Source organism: Novipirellula galeiformis, assembly GCF_007860095.1.
Lineage (GTDB): Bacteria > Planctomycetota > Planctomycetia > Pirellulales > Pirellulaceae > Novipirellula > Novipirellula galeiformis.
Genome location: NZ_SJPT01000011.1, coordinates 75,171 through 98,855 on the forward strand (window position 1 = coordinate 75,171; position 23,685 = coordinate 98,855).

Below are 23,685 nucleotides of genomic sequence, written 5' to 3' on the forward strand. Positions count from 1 at the left end.
TCTTGATTCGGTCCCTCGCTAACGCTGCGGGGTATGATTTGCTGAGGAAAACGGAAATAACCCAACTTCAAAACTTGCTTCGGTCCCTCGCGACACGGTTTCGACTTCGGGGAACAACACCGTACGCTGCCACGAGCGATTGCTCGGTGGTGGCGAATCGGGCGTTTGCAAATACGTCATTGAGTCGTCTGGATTGGTTTCGAGCGTTTGTTTTAGAAAGTCTCGAAGGATGTTGCGACGAAGTAGGTTTCCGCTGCGGTGGGACACTGGTGAATGAAACTCGACCCAGGGATGCTCGTCCGTGTTCAAGCGAGCTCCCTCGTGTCGCGGCCAATCCCCCGCATACCACTCGACGATTCGAGTGGGCGTGGCGAAGGAAGCATCCTCGAATTGACCGGTTGCCGTTAAACGGTTTAAGCGTTGTTGCATTTCACTTTCGTTAATTCGCAGCCCATGCTCGGAAGCCACCAACGCCAAAATGGGACGCGACCCGTGCAATCGGCCCCACCACAGCGTCACGTGGGGAAACACACTGCGAAGGCTGTCCGCGATCATGCGGAATTCGTCGGTCCCGAGTTGATAGAGTGGCAACCATTGGCACAGCAAACCCGATTCGCGCAATCGTGTTCTTGCCAACGCAAATTGCTCAACGGTGTACAGGTAGCCGGTTTCACTTTCCCAGGGGACAAATAAATCGGAAACGATGACGTCGTAGGTTTGCTCGGTCGTCGCCAAAAAGTGACGCGCGTCGTCAACGATCATGGTCGTCCGCGGCTCATCGACGATGTTGCGGTTTTCCTCGGCAAGCATGCGCACCGCATCGACGACTTCGGGGATCAATTCGACAATGTCGATTGACCGCAGCTCGCGATGCGGAACGGCACCCGCGGCAGTCATTCCGGTCCCGAGACCGAGAAAGGCAACGTCGCGGGGTTGGGGATGGAGCAGTAACGGCAAGTGAGCTTGCCGAAATTCACGTGTGGCGTTGCTGCCGGTGGCTCCGAAGCGGTAGTGTAAATTTTGACGCACCTTTTTGACGCCGCTCTTGCTGTCTTGGACCACATCGATCCATCCGTAACTGGAGTGCCAACGGCGTAGCAACGTTTCGGACCCTTCGTCACGAACCCATGCTTCGGGATTGGTCACCGCGAGTGGCAGACAGCTGATGCCGGCTAGGACCACGGCGATGGCAATTCGTGTCGGCCGGAGACTGTTGACTAGACACGCAATCGCTGGGATCAACATGACAAAGGCAACCATGGCAAACGACTTCCAAAGCCCTGCCGCGGGGAACAAGACAAAACTGCTCAAGATTGCACCCAAGGCCGCTGCGATCGTGTTGACGAGTGTGAAACGGCTCACGTCGCGGCTATCGAGTTGCCCCTGGCTGCTGTACGCGGCCCAAGCCGAGGGCAGAAACACCCCTGCCGAAAATGCAACCGGCAACGTCATTGCCAAGACGAGCAACAAGCCGCCTAAGTAATAAGAGGCAAAGGTTTGCCCGGCACGAAAGTATTCCAAGCGAGTCCCGATGATAAAACCAAACACCGAAACGGAAATTGCGATCGCCGCGAAACCACTGCCCCCCATCACGATCGTTTTAGGCGAAAAGCGAACGAGCAGCCTTCGTACGACCAGCGCGCTGAGCGAAAGTCCCAGCAGAAAACCGATCAACACGAACGAAAACGTATACGTGCTGTTGTGGAAAACCAGACTGAATAGCCGCGTGTAGAGGACTTCCAAGGCCAACGTGCCTGCGCCCGAAACGATCACCGCCATGATCCAAAAACGGGTGTCGGAATCGCCGGGATGGTGGGACGTCGGGATCATCGCCTTGGTTGTCGGTTGGTCCGTCGTCGGCGCTGCTATCGATGATGCTCTGCTTCGCATCCGAATCGCAGCCGCGGCACAGGCAAAGGAAATGATCGCAGCGAGCTGACTGCTTCGCGTGACGCCGACGGTAGCCAACAGCACCGAGGATGCGGCGATCACGCCGAGCACGGCACCGAGCACATTGAATCCGTACGCACGTATCAAACGATCGCGATGGCCGAAGCCGTCATTCGAGTCGGTGAGCGAGCGACGCAGCATCTCGTTCATGATCGGCAACGTCGCGCCGAGTGCGATCGTCGCGGGCGCCAGTAGCAACAGGCTGAAGATCACCCGTGAGACCAATTGCAGGTTCGCATCACTCGATTGCAGTAGGGGATCAAGAAAGGATCGCGTGCTCAGATTCACGCACACAGGAATTGCAATCGCCCAAAGTCCCGCGATCAGTTCGCAAGTCGCATAGCCGCGAAACGGACACATTCGACTGGCGAGTCGACCCCCGATGGCATAGCCGATCGCCATGCCGCCGAAGTACGCCGCCAAAACCACCGCGGCAGCGTGAGAGGTGTGGCCGAACAACAAACCCAATTGCCGGTTCCAGCTGACCTCGTAAACGAGGGCAGCGAAACCCGATGCTGTGAAAATCAGGTAAAACGGCAACAGACGCGCCGAAGCACTGAGCAGCAAGGGAACGGGGGAACGCGGACTTGACGCGGATCGGTTGTGTTCCATCACGCCGTTTTCTCCTTGGCTGTTGTTCTTCGACACACGCTCGCCGTTTTTAATGGGCATCGTTAATGATGAGTTAGTGATCGTGTCCATGATCATGGTCATGATCGTGATGAATTTCGCCACGATAAGGCGTGCCGTTGATGGTGACGCTCAACTTGGGGGCGGAAGCATCGTCGTCGATGTGTCCGACCAGCTCAGCATCGGCCAGGGTGAAGCGAGACGATTTGCCCGCGGGGTCGCTCGCATCCGGGCTGGCGGCAAGCTTGAATTGCTCGGGAGTCCCGTCGTGTAACAAGTTGATCGTCAAATCCGATGCGTCGATGGGGACCGCTTTTTTCGCAGAGGAATCGAGGATGTAAACGGTCACCGATTTGTCATCGTGAATGACTTCGGCATGGAATTCTTCGTTGCCGAGCTCGACCAACGTACCATGGTGCGGCCCTTCGCTGGGATGGTTGTGTACGTCGGCGGTGGCGGGCGGAGGCCCGTCCATGGTGACCTCGGTGTTCGATGCGCTCAGATTGGTGTCCGTGGTGGAGTCGGCCGTCTTGTCGCCACAGCCGGTGGTCAACATCATTAGGCCCGCGGTGATGGTTGCGAAGTAGGTGATGCGCATGGGGATCTTCTTTCTGTGAAAAAAAGGGAGGAAGTGAACGTGGAAGGAGGACAGGATAGGATTGTGAAGGGGCGTCTCGTACTGCATTATTTTGGGTCGATTTAGAGTTCCTCGAGTTCAATTGTGTTGCTCGAGTCATCGACCACTCGCTCGGCCGATTTCATTCCGAACAACCAGAACAGTGCGGGGTGAACGAAGAAGTCCAGCATGGTGGAGCTGATTAGACCGCCTAGAATCACGGTGGCCACGGGATACAGAATTTCTTTGCCCGCTTCGCCGGCCGACAAAACCAGCGGGACCAAGCCAATGCCGGAGGTCAACGCGGTCATCAACACCGGGGCGAGTCGTTCAAGACCGGCGCGAACAATCATCGCGGGAGTGAACTGTTCGCCTTCGTGTTGGACTAAGTGCAGGTAATGCTGTAGCAAGAGAATGCCGTTTCGCGAGGCGATCCCAGCGAGTGAGATGAAGCCGACCATCGCGGCGATCGTGAGCGTTTGCCCGGTCAAGACCAACGCCGCAACCGAACCGATGAACGCCATCGGCAACGCCGCCATGACTTGCAATGCCAAGTTGGCGCTGCGGAACAGGGTGAAGAGTACGAGGAACACGCCGATCATCGAGATCACAAACAGCGCCATGATGGTTCGGCTTGCCGATTGTTGACTTTGGAATTGGCCGCCGTATTCAACGAAGTATCCCGAGGGTAATTGGGCAATGATGGGCTTGACCGTGTTTTGGATATCGCTGACCACATCCACCACACCGCGATCGGCCACGTTGCACTGAATCACGATGCGGCGACGAACGTTCTCTCGATTCACAACATTCGGGCCACCCGATTCGTAAACCTTTGCGAGTCCCGACAGCGGGATCGTGCCTCCATCGGGCAATTGGATCGACAAACGCTTTAGTTCTTCGATGTCTTCGCGGTAGTCTTCCTTGAGCCGCACTAACAAGTCAAATGTGCGCATCCCATCGAGGACTTCGGAGACAATCACACCGTTCATTGCCGTTTCGATGTATTCGTTGACCGACGCGGCGCTGAGTCCGTATTGCAGCAACCGATCGCGATCGAGTTCGATTCGCAGTTGAGGGATGATGACTTGCGGTTCGACCATGGCGTCGGTTACGCCTGGGACAAGCTCGATATCGGCCTTGATCTGTTCGGCTTTTTGACGCAGCAGGTCCAAGTCGTCGCCATAGAGTTTGATCCCGATCTGAGCCTTGACGCCCGATAGCATGTGTGAAATCAAGTGTGCAATCGGCTGTTCCACCGCTGTGACAATGTGCGGGAAACCGTCCATCGCCTCGCGGATTTCGGTTAGTTGTTCTTCTCGTGATCGCGGGGAATTGGGATCGAGTTCGATGATCATTTCGGACATGTTCACGCCTTCGGCATGCTCGTCCAATTCCGCACGCCCGGTTCGTCGAGCAAAGCGTTGCACGTCGGGGATTTTTTTCAGCGACGTTTCGACCGACTGCGCGATTTCGTTGGAAGCGGCTAGCGATGTCCCGGGTGGCAAGACCACGTTCAACTGGATCGTGCCTTCGTTGAACGGCGGCAGGAAATCCTTTTCGAGTCGCGATACAAAGATCGCGGCGAGTGCCACGAGCACACAGGTTACCCCCAAATTGAAGCGTGGAAAGGTGAGACTAAATCGGATCACCTTGTCGGCCACCCATTTCAGTCCTGACAAGATGAAACCGTCTTTCTCTTCGCCGCCGCCCTGATTCAAGCCGAGCAACCAATACGAAAGCACGGGGGTCACGGTCAACGAAACCAGCAATGAAGAGAGGATCGAAACGATATAAGCGATCCCCAACGGGACAAATAATTTGCCTTCCATGCCGCCTAGGGCAAACAACGGAATGAAAACCAAGACCACAATCATCGTGCCGAAGACAATGCTGCGGCGCACCTCGGTGCTGGCCCGAAACACCACCAACAACGGGTTCAGCGGACTGCCCTTGGATCGGTTTTCCTTCAATCGACGGAAAATGTTTTCAACGTCGACGATCGCGTCATCAACGAGTTCCCCCATCGCCACGGCGATGCCACCTAACGTCATCGTGTTGATCGACAATCCAAAAATGGAAAACACGATCGCGGTCATCACCAGCGATAACGGGATCGCGGTCAACGTGATGAAGGTGGTGCGTAGATTCAGTAGAAACAGGAACAGCACGATGACGACTAGGATGCTGCCGTCGCGGAGCGCTTCGACCACGTTGTCGATAGCGCGGTCGATGAATGCTTTTTGCGAGTAGACGGTCGATAGTTGCATTCCCGCAGGCAGCGTCGGCTTCAATTCCTCGATCGCTTTGAGCACGTCGTTGGTCACACGGCGGGTGTCGGCACCGGGTTGCTTGTTGATCGTCAGCACCACCGCCGGCCCGCCCCGCCAGTCCGAAGTTGCGTCCTCGGGGGAAAGCGAAGAAGGATCCGCATCGGAGGTGCGGACAAATGCCGAGCTGTCGCCTCGTTTGACCTGCGCCCCTTCGACGACCTCGGCGACTTGGGATAGCAAGACCGGTCGGCCTTCACGAATCTTTACCGGTACCTTTTTTAAATCGTCCAACGATTCAATCCGCCCCAGCGAACGCACCAATAACTCATTGGGCCCTTGTTTGTCGAGGTAACCGCCGGTTCCGTTTTCGTTGCTTTCGGCGACCGCCGTTTCAATCTCAGCCAACGTCACTCCAAAACGAAGCATTGCATCGGGATCGACCAAGACTTGAAACTGTTTACGCTCGCCTCCCATCGTAAAGACTTGCGACACGCCCGGGATCGTTAACAAACGTTGACGTACGACCCAATCCGCGGTCATGCGAAGATCCATCGGACTGTTGTCGGGAGTGTCGCTCCACATCCCCAACATTAAAACTTGTCCCATGATCGAAGAGATCGGAGCGAGTTGCGTCGTGATTCCCTGGGGTAAACGATCCTGAACCATCTGCATCCGTTCGGCAACGATTTGCCGGTCGGTGTAGACATCGGTGCCGTAGGCAAATTCGACATAGATCACCGACATTCCCACGCCCGAGGAACTGCGAACCGCCTCGACCCCATTGGCACCATTCATGGTGGTTTCGATCGGAAACGTGATCAGCGATTCAACTTCCTCGGGAGCCATCCCGGGGGCTTCGGTCATGATCACGACGCGTGGACGGTTCAAATCGGGAAAGACGTCGATCGGCATCACCGTCGTCTGCCACGTTCCATAGCCGATCAGGAACAAGGCGATTGCGATGACAAGCAATCGTTGATGAAGTGCGAAGCGAATGACGGCGTTGAGCATTAGGAAGGGAGGGGAATGAGGGATGGAGAATCAGGAATCAGGAGTCGAGCAACTGCAACCCTTGCTTCTTCGCAAAGATCTCGGGGGTTGGGAGTTGAACGAGGTGGACGATCGGATCGATGGTTTCTTCTTCCCTTAGTGAGCGTGGCCAGCGTGGGGATCGATGGCGCCGCCGGATTGGTTCTTGATGGCCATTTGCATCTGGTGCGCCGCTTTGCGGGCAATCACATCCCCGGGATAAATCGAGCCATCGTTGGCGATCACGACCGTCCTTTGGTCGCGGTGCCGAACGTGCACAGGCACCCGGGTAAAGTGTTTGCCGTTCTGTTGAAAAACGAACCAATCCGCACCCTCTTTTACTACCGCGTCGATCGGCAACACAATTTGATTTTCCCACTCCTCGACTGGAATACGAAGCTCAAGTCGTTGGCCGAGTCGGTACTTCCAAGCGACAAATCGTTGCCCCTCGGCGTTGGTTTTGTCACGGACCATTTCGTTGGGCAGTTCCACGAACAGCGACAGGGTCCGTGATTCGGGATGGATCGAATTGGAGACAAACGCCAAATTCAATCCGCGGACGACCTGCTGGCCCGTCGAACCGCTGAAGACGGCATCCACGGTCCAGCCTTGTTGTGCCGCTTCGGCGATTGCCGTTACATCGTTTTCGAACGCTTTGCCTTCGATAAACAATTGGGTGTAATCGGATAGCGAGCACAGTCGTTCGCCTGACGTAATCGCTTGCCCCTTGTGGATCCGTAAGTCATCGATCACAAGCAATTTTTGCTCCGAGGAATGGGCCTTGGGGAGCGGGGTGTCGAGAGACTGGGTGAAGGAGACGGGATGGGCCGCAATTTGACTCAATCGCAGCTCATCGTCCTGTGCATGAGAATCGACATCGGGAGCGACGATCTTCAGATCGCCCAGCAACTTGCCATCTCGGCCAATCGCTTCGATTTGGCGATCCGACAACCCGTGTAGCCGGAGGGCCTCGCGTTGTGACTTGGCAAAGGCTTCGAGTTTTTCTTTGGCATAACGCCGCTCTAAGAGTTGTTTTCCAGAAATCGCTCCCGATCGCGTGGCTTCTTCGAGACGCACAATCTCGCGGTTTTCGACCTCCAATTCGCTGATTGTTTTTAAGTACGCGGTCTGCGTTTCCACTAGGTCTTCGTAGGTCAAACGAACCTCGAACAACAAGTCGCCTGGCTGCACCGCTTCGCCGGTCACGGCATGGACATGAGTGACCACACCGTTGAGCGGCGACGAGACCACGATCGACGAACGTCCCGGTTTGGCGACGACGACCGCAGGCACCGTGATCGATCGGCGATAATTCGACAATTCGATCGGGGTTAGAAATTCGGGGGTCAGCCCGAGATTCATCCTCGCTTGGGGTGTCAGTTCCAACGAGGTCACTTCGGCGACGCCGCTCTCGGGGGCATCATCTGCTGCGTGTCCGTTTTCGTTGGCAGCACTCGCGGTTCGCTGCGCAGAAAGTGTCGTGTCGATCCATCCCGATAGCGGCGGCCACCACAGCGAATAGCTCAAACCAACCGCCACGACGATAACGACGCTCATGACGATTCGGATCGCTGCCCAAGGCAGTTTTGATAGATTGGGTCGCATCAATCGAACTCGATAATAACGTAAGTGAAAAGGGATGCCCCAGGGGCGCAGCGGGATGTAATGATCATGGCGCAAGGATTTTCAGTGCCGGAGATCCCGTTTGCGATTGGGGGGCGTCATGCGGACGAAGACGCAAATTCTCGTGAATTGCCAGTACTGGGAATGGCGTTTCGCGGAACGTCAATAATGACGTTTAGCTACGCTTAAACCCGAGCGGCGAAGAGAGAAAAGATGAGGCTCAAATCTGCCAAGATTGCAGACGAACGCAGTGCTGAGTCGATGTCAGGAACTGAGACCGAGATGCCCGATGCCGCTCACAATCTGTCGAATGTGCGGGCGGTTGTGCAAATGCGGCAACGTCGGTAGAAGGGACTTCGCCAAACGCGATTTCGAAATTCAAATCCAATGACTTCACTTGCATCGCAGCGAAGTTGCAATTCGCTTCGTTACAATCGTGTGAATCTTGACATGGCAAATCGGCGTGGTCGAGCGTTTCGCTTTCCATCGCACCGCTTTCCATCGCTCCACTTTCTATCGCTCCATGGTTCATCGCCGCGTTTTGGATCACGACGAGGCCATGATCGGCTGTTGCGAACGCGACCGCCGCAGGGCTTTGCAAGTGATCGTTGTCATGGTCACAGCAAGCGTGGGGCAAAGAGGCTTTCGCAGTGACGGGAACGACATGCGACGCCATCTCGGGAGGCGAAGCGGGTTCGGAGTGTTGCACGCAACACTCATTTCCCAACGCGTGAGAGTGATGCCAACAACAACCCAACACCGCGTGAGCGGCGAACGCAATCAGCGTCACTAGATGGGTGTAGCGGGCAAACACTTCGTAAACATCCTGCGAGAGATTACTGAGATTGTTGACGAGGGACCCGTCTTAATTATCTTTCCTAATAAGGTAAGTCGGGTCAATGGGAACAAAACTTGATTTGAATCGGCAAACGGGGACGGAGGGCCTCCGTCCCCGCTCCTGTGTTCCGAGCCGGCGGCTAGCAGCTACTGCTGGCTGAACGTTAGGCCTCGTAAGCCATCGTCGCCGCTATTGTCGAGGACCGCTTCGAGAGCCCCGGTGAGGACATATCCATCGACGCGGGCACGAGCTTGAGCAAGCTGAGCTTGAGAGGCGACGTATTGTAGATTGGTATCGAAATAGCTACGTCGAGCCACCAACACTTGGACAAAACTGGTCTCGCCCGCTTTATAAGCGGTCTCTGCCAATGTGAGGCCATCGGCGGCATTGGGAAGAATGTCCTCGCTATACTTTGCAACCGCAACGCGTGACGAATCGTATTCGCGAGATACGGCCGCGAGTCTCGCTTTAATCGAGTTTTCAATCCGCTCGAGCTCTTTGCTTGCCCGCACCCATTCCGCCCGTGCGGCGGCAATGTTTCCCTGGTTTTTATTGAAAACGGGGATCGGAGCACCGACTTGGACGTTGATCAATCCCGAGCCCGTCGCGTTATCCCGGCCGGTAGCAAATTGTAGATCCAAATTGGGGATCGGCTGGACACATTGGCGGTCAAGGTTGGCACGCGCTTGGCTGACTCGCGTTTGAGCGGCTTGGTATTCGGGGCTCGACACCACCATCGTGGACGCCACGGTCGGCCAATCCATCGCGGCGTCGGCATCAGGCAATTCACCCTGCAACGTCACCGGGGCGAGGTGGGGAGTGCCCGCCAGTGCCGCGAGTTCTCGCCAAGCAGTGGCCAAGCTGATCTCGGCCTGTTGGAGTGCTAAATCAATCTCGTTCTTTTGCACCTTCGCTTGAACGACGTCGAGTTGGGAGCCTTCGAGCGCCTGCTTGCGCAATTCCGCTAATTCAAGCCCTTTCTCCACGACCGATTGAAAATCACTGATCAATTTCACGCGTTGCTGCGCTGCTAAAGCATCAAAGAATTTCACGCGAATGTCGGTCGCCACTCGATACTTTTGTGCTTCCAATTCGAGCAACTGAGAACGCACCGCTTCGTTGACAACACGGCGATTTAGCTTGAGCTTGTCCGCTGTGACGATCGTTTGCGACACAGAAACGGTGTGTTGGTCGGTACCCTGGTCGGCTAGTTGGACGCCTTGATACCCTAGCGTTGGGTTCGCCCATAAACCGACTTGAGTGCGAAAACCGGCAGCTTTTTGTGTGGTGGCAACGAGCTCTTGGATCGTGGGATTGCCCGCCAAAGCGAGCGCCTCGAAGTCGGCAAGCGTCATCACGGATTGGCCTGATTCCAATGGGCCCGATTCCAATGGATTCGAGGTAAAGGTCATCGGCGATGCATCGTAGGTCGCTTCGGCGAACGGAATCGCGACTTGGACGGTCGCGTTCGTAGAAGCGTCGTCATGGTTGTCCTGGCTCCGTTGATCGAACACGACTTGCGCTACAGCTACGTCGCTGGCTGGTTCGCTCGCCTCGGGAATGGAATCATCCAATAGCGACGCGTCAAGCAACGTCCCTTGATCCGAATCGGCTTGCGATGAAAACGGAGCGATGGAGGAAAACGGAGCGGTTGAGGCACACCCGATGAAGCCGGTGGTTGAGGCAGCTAGCAACAGATGGGCAAAGTAGATTCGTCGTTTAGACATGAGGTACACCGAAATGCAAGGCGAGTCCGTTGTCGTGAAACTCGAAGGTGATAGAAACAAACGATCGATGCCGCAGCAAAGGTGATCTAGGTCGAGGGGGGCCTGCTGATGTGTGTGCCCGTCGATGTGTGGGATCGATTGTTACAGTATTTCATCGGATAGCATTGGTGAGCATCGTTGGGAATAAGCATGTTGCAACGGATTTCTGGTGTCCCTGGATGTGAATGACCGCTGTAACCAGCAGGGTCACTTCAGTCCGCGTAACCCCGAGTGCGAAGCAGCTAGCAAGGAATGATTCGGTGACGTCCTCCTCAACCGCAGGGGCGTTGGCCGCGGTGGTTGCACGAACCGCGGCGAACCTCATGCGGCTACGTTTACGGAGAGATGACTGCCTCGCTGGTGAGCGAAGACGAAACGCCGGTTCCGACCGGTCATGTTGTAATTGGCCGCTGGGAACCGGCCCTCCATCCCTGTACCGACCGGGGACATGGGGGGCGCTTTTTGCAGTAATGCTCCTCGCTTTCTTCAGCAGCGAGAGTGGGGCTGGAAAGCGTTCGGTTGAGTGTCCCAACGAGAAGAGTCTGCGACGCGGTGACAGAGTCTGCGACGCGGTGACCGCGAATGGAGTCGCTTGTCGCAAGGCGAACTCGATCCGTATTCCGGTCTGGGGCCCGCGCGTTCAAGAAGATATTGGCATCGAGCGCTGCGGGGATTGTTTCAGCCCAGAGGGGCAGCCCAGTGCAGCAGTCCAGTTCAGCAGCCCAGGGGAGTTCGCTCGGTCAACGGACGCGACGAGCTCACGAACAAAACGGGATCGCTCGATTGACGAGGGAGCTTGGAGACGGCGCGAGTCTCGGCGGTTAGCTGGACAGCCCGTTCATCGTTCCGGTGCTCGTTGCAAATTGGTCGATCTCCATGCCAAGGTTTTGCAACATGGAAACGTACAAGTTTGGTAGTGGGTAGTTATTCCGTTGGTCAAACGCGAGGTGTTGTCCATGGCGAAACCCGCCACCGGCCAACAGCACGGGCATATTGCGATTGTCGTGATTCGAAGCGTTACCAAGGTTGCTGGTTAAAAAGACGGTGGTTAGGTCCAACAATGACGTGCCGGAATCATCCGTCTCGTGAAGGGCTCGCAAGAACTCTCCCCATTGCGTTAGAAATGCTTCTTCGACGAGGGCAAGTTGAGCCAGTTTTTCTTCGTCCCGGCCATGATGACTTAGCGAGTGATAACCTTCGTCGACACCCTCGATCGGCAAAACACCACCGCTGCCGGGGACGTGAAACGAGATATAGCGAGTCGAATCGGTTTGCAAGGCGAGCTTGATGACTTCGCACATCGTTTTCTGCCGAGCGATCAAATCGTTCGGGTTCCCCACGTCCACGGGCTTTTTGGCATCGACAACCGGTTTGGGAAGGTTGGCCCAACGCTCGGATAACGCCATCCGTTTTTCGAGTTGCCGGACGCTGGTGAAGTAGGCGTCCAACCGATTGCGGTCCCCGGTACCAAGTTGCCGCTCAAGTGATTTCACATCCTCGCCGACGAGATCCATGATGCTGCGACCTTCGCGGACCCGTTGGGCTTGGATCGTTCGTTGTTTTGGGGGATCGTTGATGAACAGCTTGGCGAACAGACGCGAGGGAGACGATTCCGGTGGGATCATCGATCCATTTTCGGTGTACGACGGGCTGGTGGATCCGCCGTTGCTGAGCACGAGCGATGGAAATCGGGTGGCGTCGCCATAATGCTTGGCGAGCAATTGATCCATCGAGATCGAGTTCTTTGCCGTGCCGGCGGAACCCATCGGGGTTGCGGTCAAAATGCTCGCTTCGGCGCGGTGTCCCCCTTTAACGCCTGGGTGCGAGGTGCCCGAGACGATGGTGAATTGGTCACGAAGGTCTTCCAACGAGCGCAGGTAGGGGCTCGCTTGATAGTCGCGTCCCTTGGTTTGCGGGAACAAGTTGTCCGCGACCAATCCCAATCCAAGCGTCATGGCGACAAACCGCTTCGGTTTGGTTTCGCGTTTTTCGTTGGCAAACGTTGATTGCATCGCGCTCAACCACGGCAACCCCATCGAGATGCCGACGCCGCGCAGCACGCTGCGGCGATTCAGTGGAGATTTCAGATTGAAGTAAATGGATTTCTTCATGGTTCGTCTCTTCGCTAGCGATAAGTTCGCGGTGCTTCAGTGAGGGATAGGAGAGGCTTGGGAGGAACGCGGTCGAATTCTATTTTGATAAAAAGAGCGGGCTTAACACGACCGCGTTGAGCAGCGATCGCATTCCATAGTTGTCATCCGAAGTGGAATCGACCATTTGCTCAATGGTCTGGCGGTCCGCGAACGCGATCGGTGCTCCGGTGCCGTAGACCAATAGTTTTTCTGCGAAGTTACGAGCCAGCAGTTTTTTTTCGCTCGCAATCAGTGCACGAAATTGGTTGAAACCATCAAACGGACGGCCATCGGAAAGTTGGTAGCTTGAATCCACCGGAGGGCCTTTGCGGTTGCCCTTTCCTGGAATCGCATAATGCTTGCGCCATTGTCCGGCCGCATCAAAGCTCTCCAGTGCAAACCCCGGCGGGTCAATCTTGGAGTGGCAACTTGCACACTCGGTATGGTTACGGTGCATCTCCAGTTGGTCGCGAATCGTTTTTGCGCCGCGAATGTCGGGTTCAATCGCCGGAACACTCTCCGGTGGCGGCGGGACGGGTTGGCCTAAGATGCGATCACACACCCAAACGCCTCTCAACACAGGCGAAGTGGTGGTGCCGTTTGCCGTGACCTTTAAAATCGATCCTTGGGCCAAGAGTCCTCCCCGCGACGATCCTTTGTCAAGCTTGACAAGTTGCATGGCATCCCCGGTGACCCCATCGATGCCATAGAACCTCGCCAATCGACTATTCAAGAACGTAAAGTCCGAGCGAACCAGTTGGTCCACACTGGCGTTTTTACTGAGCAATGTGTCGATGTAATGATGCGTTTCCGCCAACATCGCGTTCTGCACTACCGAGTCGAAGCGAGGATAAAGTTTGCGATCGGGTTCGGTAAAGTTGATGTCAACTAAATCGAGCCATTGAGCGGTAAAGTCAGTGACAAATTGCTGTTGTCCCCCGTTGTCTAGCAAACGATCGATTTGAGAAACCAGTACCTTGGGATCGCGAAGACGATGTTGCCGAGCAAGTTGGAATAATTCGGTGTCGGGCATGGTTCCCGTTAAGAAGTAGCTCAACCGCGACGCGATGGCAAAGTCATCTAACGGAGCCCGTGACGGCTTGCTGTTTTCCTGCTTGGTGGACGTCGGTTCCACCAAGTACATGAATCGAGCCGAGCAGAGGATCGCACGATAGCTCGATCGCAACGCTTCAAGCGGATTGCCTTGGTTCTCTAATACGCTCGAAAGCAGCTCAGCGTAAGGCTGTAATTCTAGCTTGGACACCGGTCGCCGAAACGCGTGGTGGGCAAATCGATTTAATTGAGAATGCAGCTCGGCTCGAGTGACATCCTTGTCCAATTCCAGACGATTCGATTTGCCCTGCTTGCTAAGCTTGAGGTCTCCAAACAAGGTGGCGCGAACGGCTTGCCTGTCTCCGCCCGGGTGGATTTCTTCGATCTGTATCTGGTGAAACGCCACCCCAGGAAGATTCTGTGGCGTGCCTTCTCCTGCACCCACTTGGCCTCCCTTGAATCGCCCCCGCTTCAATGTTCCATCGCCTGGACGAATCTCGAACATCTGTCCCTTAGGGATCCACGCTTCAAAGGTTCGCTCGGTTGGTTCATCGGTCGCTTCGAACGATCCAACCCAAGACATCAGCGGAGCTCCCGAAGTGCAAAAGCCCGTGTGAACCGTGCACCAAACGCCATGGTCCTTTGGCTTGTTCATCGCTGATGCGGTCACCTTGATGCGGTACCAACCATCTTTGGGAGCCGTCGTGGATTTGATGCGGCCATAGAACGTCACATTGCCTGACCATATGACGGCTTTGCCATCGAGCATTTCCGGTTCACGACATCGCTGGTTCGGATTCGATCGGGCAATTTGTTTGGCCGTTAACGTTTTCGTATGAGGCGACTCCTCGGTGCTTGCGCGAGCAAACGCTTCGTCGAGCGCCGCGTCGACGATGTTTAGGTGCGAGTCGAGCTGGAAGTGTGACATCGCCTGGGCGGAGGCAATGTTCGTAAACCCATCGACGCGAGGATCCTCGGGCACGAGCGCGGCAAGGGGGATGTCGATCGAGAGCAGGTCGTGCAGCGTTCGCTCGAGCTGCAGTGTGGTCAATCGTCGTGCTCGCACGCGGCCGCGTGCGGCAAACTCGCTGAGCTGAGTCGTCGTGATCCAGTCGGAGGTCGCCTCGAGAAATTGCTTGCGGGCCTTGGGGGCCAACGTTTCCGCATCGCGTGGCGGCATTTCGCCAAGTTGGACTCGGTCAAACACACGTTGCCACGTCGCGATCGTTCTGGGGTTGGATAAATCGGCGCCCAATGTACTCGCATCAAACCCGCCGTCGCCCGACTCGTCGGCATGACAATCGACGCACGAGTTTTCCAGCAATTGCCTTGCTGCTGCGGGAACCCGCACCGATGCATCGCTGTCGGCGCCGTGGACACTCAAGGGGGCAAGGGCGATCAATATCGCCACGAGTCGGGTGCGGGAGCGCGAGAGCAAAAGGTGCGGCATAGACGGTGCGGAGGGCTAGAGTGTCGCCGTGGCCGCAACGATTGCGGTGCGGAAGGGGTGAGGAGATAACACTTCATTTTAGTCAAGGCGACAAGGATTGGGCGACACCTTTTTCCCACTGAAATTACCACTTCACTGCTAAAATGCGGTCCACCGCATGCCATTTCACAGCGATCCCGTCTCCGCTTGACGGCAATTCGCAGCGTCGACATTGGCTTCGAATTGGACCGTTGCGTGACTGATTTGGAATCGGTGATCTAGATCGTGCGAGATTTTCTTGAGCAGCGCATCGTTGTTTTCAACGTCCGGTTTGACGAGATGAGCGGTCAAAGCGACCTCGGTCGTACTCATCGCCCAGACATGCAAATCGTGGATCGCCGTCACTCCCGGAAGACTCAGCAAGTAATCGTTGACATCCTCGAGGTCGATTTTCCCCGGCACGGCTTGCAGGGCTAAGTTAACCGATTCGCGAAGCAGTTCGATCGTTGCGAAGAAGATGATTACCGCGATCGCCAAGCTGATCGCCGGATCGATCCAGTTCCACTGCGTGTACAGGATCAGGACGCCAGCGATCGCGACGCCCAAGGACAATAGCGCGTCGGCGGCCATATGTAGAAACGCGCCACGAATATTCAAGTCACCGTGGCGGCCTTTCATGAACAACATCGCCGTGATCGTATTGATGACCACTCCAATGAGGGCGACGGCGATCACGGTGGGAGCGATCACTTCACTCGGTTCTTGAAAGCGGTGAATCGCCTCCCAGCCGATGCCGCCAATGGCGACCAGTAGGAACAATGCGTTAAACAGGGCTGCTAGGATCGTGGTGCTGCGCCATCCATACGTGCGTTTGTTGCACGGTGGCACTTTCGCAAGCGCGTATCCGCCCCAAGCCATCAACAAGCCGAGCACATCCGACAGATTGTGTCCTGCGTCGGCTAACAACGCGAGCGAATGACTGTAGAAGCCATAGCCGGCTTCGACTAAGACAAACACCACGTTTAGACCGACACCGATCGCAAATGCCGGTCCGTAGTTTTGGTTCTCGGTAGCGTGATGGGCACACTGATGCATCGTTGCCTCGGGGGGGGGGGGATGTGTGATCGTGCGTAAGCCATCCGGGCTGGATCCGACGTTATAGAACAAATGGCTTGCTTTTTCGATGTCGGTTACCCGATCGGGCGTCGCCGGAGATCGCGCCGCCAGTTGGGGGTGAGAATCGCGCGCTTGCGAGTTTGACATTTTGCTTTTTGGGGGCTGGTAAGTCATAGATGCAAAAGAACTTATGGCGGGGTTGCCGCAGCCTCGGCTGATCCACGTCGCTCCCGCGTGGTCCATGCCGAGATGGAGGCAAACAGGTCCCGTTGAGCATCAGGGCTGCTAACGCGAGACACACAGGGCGAGTCATTTTTGCGACGGGTTTGCCGGCGGTGCCTCTCATCCTTCGCTCGCTTGGGATCGCCTGACTTTGCGGTGGTTTGGGACCTTGGGGGGGATCGATGGCTGCGTTTTCGCTCTATTCGGCCTAACCCTCACTTCAAACGGATTGGTACAGCAAGTTTGGGGGTGGCGTCAATGATTTGCTCAACTCTGACCTAGGTTCCCTGTGAGAGCCGATGGACTCTCGTTTAGTCATTTATCAAACCATTGCCGCAGACGAGACCATGTTCGATACCCAATCACGCCGCAGTCGTACGTTTGTCGATCGAGAAGTTCAGGGAGGCTTGCTTCGTAGGATCGCCTTGCATTGGATCATCTTCTTCGTTTGCAACGCGATTGCACTGACCATTTGGATTCGCTTGTTTGAGCAACCCGATGTGGATTGGGGACGCACGTTTGCCGACACCCTGCAGCGGTTCCTTCCGTTCTTTGTGATCACGATGGCACTCATTCCCGCATTTGTCTGGGACACCTTGAAGTTGACCAACCGTTTCGCAGGTCCGATCCTGCGACTACGCCATGCATTGTCCGATGTGCGTGCGGGCCGCACGGTCGCTCCGCTGCAATTTCGTAGTAACGACTTTTGGCATCAAATGGCAGTGGACTTCAACGCCATTGCTGAGCGTGTTCATGGAACAAACAAGAGTGGTGATGATTCCTCGGCTACGGGCAAGGAGGTTTAAGAACGATGACGTCAACCATGACAAACCCATTCCAATCGATGCATTCAATTTCCAGCAATCGTGTTTCCGATCCGAGTAATCCGGGTCAGCAAAACCAAAGTGGAGTTCCGCACCGACGTGGGGTTCCGCACCGACGTGGGGTTCCGCGGCGTGGCCGAGCTCGCCGAGCAGTGGCTGCTGCCGAGTTCGCCGTTTGCTTGCCGATTCTGGTACTGCTGGTCTTTGGCGCGATCGAAGCGAGCAGTTTTATTTTTCTGAAACAGGCACTCAGCGTGGCGGCGTACGAAGGGGCTCGCGAAGCGGCGTTGAACAATTCGACGTCAACCGCGGCCAAAGATCGAGCTGCCAATATTTTGGCCGCACGAAATGTGCAAGGCTTTGAAGTTCGTTTTCCGGATGGAGATCCTAATGCGGTGCAACGCGGAAACGAAATCTCCGTTGAAGTTGTTGCTCCGACACAGCCCAACAGTCCGTTGGCGGGTCAGTTTGTTTCCAATCGTGATTTAGTCGCTCGCGTCGTGATGTTGAAAGAATAATCCTTATGAGAAATCTAGCCTCCCAGCCTGGATCCCAACGTCGCGGGGCGATGTTGGTGTTGATCGTGCTGATGCTCGTTGCCTTCATGATTGCCGTTGCATTTTCGATCGACATTGCCCAAATGCATCTGGCCCGAACCGAGCTTCGCAGTGCGACGGACGCGGCATCCAAAGCCGCTGCACTCGAACTATCGCGATCGTTGAGCACAACGAAAGCGATTCAGCGAGGTCAACAGGTCTCGCTTCGTAATTCGGTCATCGGTGAACCGCTAGTGATCGCTGCGGATCAATTTGAATTTGGGAGCAGCAAGGAATCGGATTCTGGAAAATTTCAATTCCAATCGGGACAAACGCCGCTCAACAGCGTGAGAGTCAACGGCAAGCGAACCCACGATTCGGTCGCCGGAGCGATCCCAATGTTCTTTGGCAACTTTGTCGGTTTTGAGTTCTTTGAACCTCAAGCCCTCGCGACCGCCACCTATATCGAACGCGATGTGGTGCTGGTTGTCGATCGTAGCGGTTCGATGAGCGGCCAGAAAATTAGAGACTTGCGAGAGGCGATTAAGATATTTACGGAAACCCTTGCGGGAACGCCGGTCAAAGAACAAGTGGGCTTGGCATCGTACAGCGAGTTTGCGAGCGAAGACGTTCAATTGACGGTCGATTTAAATCTGATCACCACGGCGATGGATTCATTGCCGGTCAATGGGCTCACCAGTATTTCGCGGGGCATGGATGCGGGGCACCAGATTATGAACCGCAGTCGTGATCCTAGGTTTATCGAAAAGACGATGATTGTGATGACCGATGGAAAACACAATCGAGGTCCTGAACCGCGCGGAGCGGCGACTCGGATTGCCGCCGATGGAGTGACCATTCACACGATTACCTTTGGTGCCGGCGCGGACGTCGCACGCATGCGAGAGATTGCCAAGATCGGTAACGGACGCGCCTTCAACGCCGTCAGCGGTGATGAATTGCGGAATATCTATCGCGAAATCGCACTCACCTTGTCAACGATGATGACGCAGTAAGAGGCCAATCATGATGTCAAGTTCGAAGCTCAATCCAAACCCAACCTGCGATCGGCAAAAGTCAATGAAGCCAGTGCAAAAACAACGTCCGCGGCAAGGCGCGGCCTTGGTGGAATTCGCGATCGTAGCGCCCCTCTTGTTTCTGTTTTTCTTTGCCGCGTTTGAGTTTTGTCGCGCCGCGATGATTCGTCACACCGCCGACAATGCCGTCTACGAAGCCGCGCGGACCGGAATCCTGCCCGGTGCCACTGCGGCAGAAACCGAAGCAAAAGCACGCTCGCTACTGAATTCGCTGGGGCTTGTCGATGTTCGTGTCCAAGTGATCCCCAACAAAATCAATCGCGATACACGTGAAGTGACTGTTCGAGTGGGCGTGCCGATGGCGAACAATAACTTTGTACCGATCAAGTACGTGCAGGGCGAGATCCGCCGCGAATTGACGTTGCGGCGCGAAGGGGTGCAGTAACTCAAGCTGTCGACGTCAACTCGTTGAACAGCAAGACGAGTCGCTCGGCGGTCGTTTCAATCGAATGCGTTTGTTGGACATTGATCCGTCCCGTGCGAGCCAAATGATGACGGAGTTCGTGATCGCGGGCGAGTCGCCCGATACCGTCGGAGAGGGCATGGTGATCATTGGCCGGCACGAGCACGCCACCTGCGGTCGAGGCAATCAATTCTCCGAAGGCTCCGTGGTCCGGCAGCACGACCGGTACCCCCGAGGCGATGGCTTCGAGTGCAAACAATCCTTTCGGGTCTTCGTACTCGGTAGGAACGCAAAGCAGGTCCAGGGAACGGAGGAATTGCGACTTTTCATCAAGCGAGGGACTGCCGTGATAGGTGAAACGATGGCGGAGATTGGCTTTGTCGATTCGCTGCTGAATCGAGTCGAGGTAGGGCCGATTGGCTTCGCCGAGCCAGCCAGCGACTTCGAGCGTGAGGTTGGCGTGCGGTGGCTGGTGCGCTAATTCGATGAATGCATCGACGAGCCGGTGCAGTCCTTTTTCCGGGGCGATGCGAGCTAGGTATCCAAGTCGAATTCGTTCCACGTTTTCTGTTGATGATTCTCGCGGCGCGAAGGGATGTAGATCAATCGACAGCGGGATCGTTGTCAATTTGCGTTCGGGAATGCTTAGCAGCGAGCCCATCTTGTCCGCGTAGAAGCGGCTGTTGACGATAAATTGGTCAACCGAATCGACAAGCTTGGCGCACAACTCAATTGCCTGGGCACGCGCCTCGGCGGGTAAGTGATCCAGGAAAATGTCATCGCCTTGAAGCAGCACGACAATCTTCGTGTTTGGCAACCGCTGGCGAATCGTCGGCAACGCACCCCCGATCAACAGATTGCTCAAAACCAGAACGTCGGGCTGCATCTCGGACTCCAGCCAAGTGGTCAACCGCTGGACTTCTTCGGCTTGCCGACCCTCGGTTCCCTTGAGCATCGAGATTGCCAACGCACCAAGCTTGGCCGCATCGGTCGACATCGCACGTCGGGTCGCCATCTGTATCAGCGGTGGCCAATCGAGTAGCCGTCGAATCGATTTGGGAAAAAATCGTGTCCACGGCAGTTGTTGCAACAGATAGATGTGAATCCCACCAAAGAAAATTTGTTCCTGAGCGATACTTGGCTCATCGGTCCGAATCGGTGTGTAGATGGGCTGTAAGATGCAATCGATTCCTGAGGCCTGGAGCACTCGCGCGGTGGCATTGTCGTGCATGCAACTTCCGCAATACATGCCTGCGGCGCCGGCCGTTAAGAAGACAACTTTCATATTGGCTTGGTAGGGATCGTGGAGAGGGGTGCGGTTGAATCGCAAGCCGTTGCTCGGCTCGCTCTCAAACGGATGCCAGCCGAGCATGGATCCGATGGTGTCCGGTGGGGGCCGTCGTTAATTGGGGGCCATCGTTAATTGGATTGGATACGGAATTTAAGATCGCCGATCTTGGATGTCGGATGTGCTTTTTGAAGCTTCTTGAGGATCGAGCGTTTTTGAAAATTCAGTTCCTGGAGCGTGACGGAATCGGAGGCGTAGATCTCCAGCACGCCGCGCTTCAGATTTCCCACCCGGATGTTCGCTCGAATGCGCTCGTCGATCAACGCGATGACGGCCTCTTGGAGCTCATTGACGGCGGCGACTTGAGCATAGCCTCGACGGGCAATCAATTGGTTCACCAAGGACCCGATCTTGCGTACACGAGGCCCCTCGTCTGTGGCGGGGGCTTTCGCTTTTAAGGGCCGCTTTTTTACGGTTTTTTTCGCAGGCAATCCGTCGGACACTTTCCAGGTTCCTTGGTGGGCAACATTGGGTTCGGCAAGTTGCTTGGGGTTCGGCAAGTTGCCCTGAGAGGCAATTCGGAGCGGCAATTTACTCGAGCGGGATGTTCGGTGACGTGTTCCGGAAAACTCAGTGTATTCGATTTGTGAGAGTTTGCCGTCTGGACATCTTGTAGCGGCCAGGGGTAACTTCTTGATATGGACGTTCCAGTGGCTCCGATGTTGCTTGGAAGCCAATGTTGTTTGGAAGACCGTTAAGAAACTATGTCCGATGACGAATCGGGATTAATCGCTTTGACATTTCCGACAGATTCAGATGGCGCATCCGCCCGCCGCTCAAACGTACCCGCACCCGTCACCGTAGGGGATCAATGGATCATCGGGTGGCGTGAATGGGTTTCTTTGCCAAGTTTGGGGATTCGTCATATTAAGGCGAAAATTGATACAGGGGCGAGATCGTCAAGTTTGCATGCGTTCAATATCGAAACCTTCGAGACCAACGGCGTCGAGATGGTCAGGTTTGATGTGCATCCCCATCAACGCTCCGATGCCAAAACGATTGTATGTGAAGCCCCGATTCATGATATCCGCAGTGTCCGCAGTTCCAGCGGGGAAGCCTCCAAGCGGATCTTTATCCTGACCGAGGTGCATTGGCTTGAGACGACTTGGCAGGTGGAGTTGACGCTGGCGAATCGTTACAAGATGGGATTCCGCATGTTGTTGGGACGCGAGGCGGTTCGCGGACGCATGCTGGTTGAACCAGGACAATCGTACTTTGGTGGACGCCCGCCCAAGAAAAAGAAAAAGCATTAGAGCGGGATGATGACTTTCATGGTCGAGTCCTTTTTTGCCGAGTCTTGGTTTTGTGTGGGAGTAAAAGAGGATTCCGGTTTCGTTTTTGAATGTTCGCGTCGTCATGGTTGGTGCGTTTTTCTCCTCGTCGGTGAAGCCGCTTTGTTGAATCGGGTTGCCCCCATTAGGGATCGCAGCCCATTCTCTTTTCGCCTTTGTGCCCTTTTGCCTTTGTGCTCGCCGAATAAGCTGGCCGAAGATCGTTGCCCCTAAAATTTTTGCTTTGAGATCATTTAATGAAGTTGGCGATTCTCTCGTGCAGTCCAAATTGCTACAGCACGCGGCGTTTAAAAGAAGCGGCGCTGTCGCGTGGTCACGAAGTGAAGGTTCTCAACACGCTCCGTTTTTCCATTGACCTAAAGCAAGGCGAACCGGATCTCTACTTTCGTTCCAAGTTGCTCAGTCATTACGACGCGGTGATTCCTCGCATCGGTTCGTCGATTTCCTTCTACGGAACCGCGGTGGTGCGTCAGTTCGAGCAGATGGATATCTTTACGACCAACTCGTCCGCTGGGATTACCAACGCGCGCGACAAGTTACGTTGTCTGCAGATCCTCAGCCGCCATCACATCGGCATTCCCGAAACCGCCTTTGTTCGCGAGAAGCGAGACGTGCTGCCTGCGATCGAACGCGTCGGGGGCGTGCCGATCATCATCAAGTTGCTCGAAGGCACGCAGGGCGTCGGCGTCATTTTGGCGGAATCGGTCAAGACCGCCGAAGCGATCATTGAAACCTTGCAAAGCACTCGTCAAAACGTCCTCGTGCAAAAGTTTGTCGCCGAGAGTCGAGGGCGTGACATTCGTGCCTTTGTCGTCGGCGATCGCGTGGTCGCGGCGATGCGACGCGTGGCTCAGGGCCAAGAGTTTCGTAGCAATGTGCACCGCGGCGGTCGTACCGAATTGGTAGAGCTCGATGACGAGTACTGCGAAACCGCTGTCCGCTGTGCACAAATCATGGGACTTCGCGTCGCCGGCGTCGACATGCTCGAAGGCCGCGATGGACCTCAAGTGATGGAAGTGAATTCTTCGCCCGGCTTAGAAGGGATCGAGACCTGCACCCAGCTTGATATCGCGGGAGCGATCATCGACTACGTTTCGGCGCAAGTCGATTTTCCCGAAGTCGATGTGAGGCAACGGTTGACCGTCAGTCGTGGGTACGGGGTGACCGAAATTCACATCCCCGAGGGCTCCGAGTTTTGTGGCAAAACGATCGACCAATCGGGACTTCCCGAGCAAGACATCAACGTGTTGACGCTCTATCGCGGGACCAGTGTGATTCCCAATCCGCGTCTCAAACGCACGCTCGAACCGGGCGACCGCTTGTTGTGCTTTGGAAAACTCGAAGCGATGCGGGCGATGATTCCAGGCAAAACTCGCCGCAAACGTCGTCCTAAAGTCAAGCAACTCGCCACCGAGATTTCGGGCACCGGCGCAAGTGGCCAGGACCGCGATTACCGCTAAGTCGGATTGGTCCCAACCCGACGCGTCCCTCTTGAAGTGACGCGTTTG

The 23,685-nt window shown here is 55.6% G+C and carries 17 protein-coding genes; 6 read left to right on the forward strand and 11 right to left on the reverse strand.

The annotated features are described in order from the left end of the window. Window positions 1–18: 18 nt before the first annotated feature. The 9 genes from Pla52o_RS23265 to Pla52o_RS23305 form a co-directional block, all read right to left on the reverse strand. The gene (locus Pla52o_RS23265; protein WP_197169455.1) at window positions 19–2,622 is read right to left on the reverse strand and encodes a fused MFS/spermidine synthase; all 2,604 of its coding nucleotides are present in this window, start codon (window positions 2,620–2,622) and stop codon (window positions 19–21) included. Between the two features lie 13 nt (window positions 2,623–2,635). Next, a complete protein-coding gene (locus Pla52o_RS23270; protein ID WP_231612588.1) occupies window positions 2,636–3,178 on the reverse strand; it encodes a hypothetical protein in 543 nt (180 codons plus the stop codon). Window positions 3,179–3,279: 101 nt separating this feature from the next. Further along, window positions 3,280–6,480, reverse strand: a complete 3,201-nt coding sequence (locus Pla52o_RS23275) for an efflux RND transporter permease subunit (RefSeq protein WP_146597030.1) — start codon at window positions 6,478–6,480, stop codon at window positions 3,280–3,282. 135 nt (window positions 6,481–6,615) lie between these two features. Next, window positions 6,616–8,103 carry an efflux RND transporter periplasmic adaptor subunit gene (locus Pla52o_RS23280; protein WP_146597031.1) on the reverse strand — a complete coding sequence of 496 codons (1,488 nt, stop codon included), beginning with the start codon at window positions 8,101–8,103 and terminating at the stop codon, window positions 6,616–6,618. Window positions 8,104–8,341: 238 nt separating this feature from the next. Continuing rightward, window positions 8,342–8,830 carry a hypothetical protein gene (locus Pla52o_RS23285; RefSeq protein WP_146597032.1) on the reverse strand — a complete coding sequence of 163 codons (489 nt, stop codon included), beginning with the start codon at window positions 8,828–8,830 and terminating at the stop codon, window positions 8,342–8,344. A 275-nt stretch (window positions 8,831–9,105) separates the two neighbouring features. Continuing rightward, window positions 9,106–10,686 carry a TolC family protein gene (locus Pla52o_RS23290; RefSeq protein ID WP_146597033.1) on the reverse strand — a complete coding sequence of 527 codons (1,581 nt, stop codon included), beginning with the start codon at window positions 10,684–10,686 and terminating at the stop codon, window positions 9,106–9,108. A gap of 860 nt (window positions 10,687–11,546) precedes the next feature. After that, window positions 11,547–12,836 (reverse strand): DUF1552 domain-containing protein, encoded by a 1,290-nt coding sequence (locus Pla52o_RS23295; RefSeq protein ID WP_146597034.1) that lies wholly within the window; start codon window positions 12,834–12,836, stop codon window positions 11,547–11,549. A 79-nt stretch (window positions 12,837–12,915) separates the two neighbouring features. Beyond that, window positions 12,916–15,321 (reverse strand): DUF1592 domain-containing protein, encoded by a 2,406-nt coding sequence (locus Pla52o_RS23300; protein ID WP_231612589.1) that lies wholly within the window; start codon window positions 15,319–15,321, stop codon window positions 12,916–12,918. A 204-nt stretch (window positions 15,322–15,525) separates the two neighbouring features. Further along, entirely contained in the window at window positions 15,526–16,602 is a 1,077-nt protein-coding gene (locus tag Pla52o_RS23305) for a cation diffusion facilitator family transporter (protein WP_231612590.1), read from the reverse strand. Window positions 16,603–16,976: 374 nt separating this feature from the next. Here Pla52o_RS23305 and Pla52o_RS23310 point away from each other — a divergent pair, with 374 nt between their 5' ends. From Pla52o_RS23310 to Pla52o_RS23325, 4 genes are read left to right on the forward strand one after another with little or no spacing between them, the layout of a single operon-like run. Beyond that, the gene (locus tag Pla52o_RS23310) at window positions 16,977–17,483 is read left to right on the forward strand and encodes a hypothetical protein (RefSeq protein WP_231612591.1); all 507 of its coding nucleotides are present in this window, start codon (window positions 16,977–16,979) and stop codon (window positions 17,481–17,483) included. A 38-nt stretch (window positions 17,484–17,521) separates the two neighbouring features. Continuing rightward, a complete protein-coding gene (locus Pla52o_RS23315) occupies window positions 17,522–18,019 on the forward strand; it encodes a TadE/TadG family type IV pilus assembly protein (protein ID WP_231612592.1) in 498 nt (165 codons plus the stop codon). A gap of 5 nt (window positions 18,020–18,024) precedes the next feature. Next, on the forward strand, window positions 18,025–19,053 hold the full coding sequence (locus Pla52o_RS23320; protein ID WP_231612593.1) for a vWA domain-containing protein: 1,029 nt from the start codon (window positions 18,025–18,027) through the stop codon (window positions 19,051–19,053). 10 nt (window positions 19,054–19,063) lie between these two features. Further along, entirely contained in the window at window positions 19,064–19,519 is a 456-nt protein-coding gene (locus Pla52o_RS23325) for a TadE/TadG family type IV pilus assembly protein (RefSeq protein ID WP_231612594.1), read from the forward strand. A 1-nt stretch (window position 19,520) separates the two neighbouring features. On the opposite strand, the gene Pla52o_RS23330 is transcribed toward Pla52o_RS23325, so the two are convergent. Beyond that, entirely contained in the window at window positions 19,521–20,909 is a 1,389-nt protein-coding gene (locus Pla52o_RS23330) for a glycosyltransferase family 4 protein (RefSeq protein ID WP_231612595.1), read from the reverse strand. 47 nt (window positions 20,910–20,956) lie between these two features. Continuing rightward, window positions 20,957–21,415, reverse strand: a complete 459-nt coding sequence (locus tag Pla52o_RS23335; RefSeq protein ID WP_197169456.1) for a DUF721 domain-containing protein — start codon at window positions 21,413–21,415, stop codon at window positions 20,957–20,959. 204 nt (window positions 21,416–21,619) lie between these two features. Between Pla52o_RS23335 and Pla52o_RS23340 the strand changes: the two genes are divergently transcribed. Both Pla52o_RS23340 and Pla52o_RS23345 read left to right on the forward strand, forming a co-directional pair. Continuing rightward, the gene (locus tag Pla52o_RS23340) at window positions 21,620–22,138 is read left to right on the forward strand and encodes an ATP-dependent zinc protease family protein (protein ID WP_231612596.1); all 519 of its coding nucleotides are present in this window, start codon (window positions 21,620–21,622) and stop codon (window positions 22,136–22,138) included. A 275-nt stretch (window positions 22,139–22,413) separates the two neighbouring features. Next, complete coding sequence (locus Pla52o_RS23345; protein ID WP_146597038.1) at window positions 22,414–23,637, forward strand: RimK family alpha-L-glutamate ligase; 1,224 nt, start codon at window positions 22,414–22,416, stop codon at window positions 23,635–23,637. Window positions 23,638–23,685 lie beyond the last annotated feature (48 nt).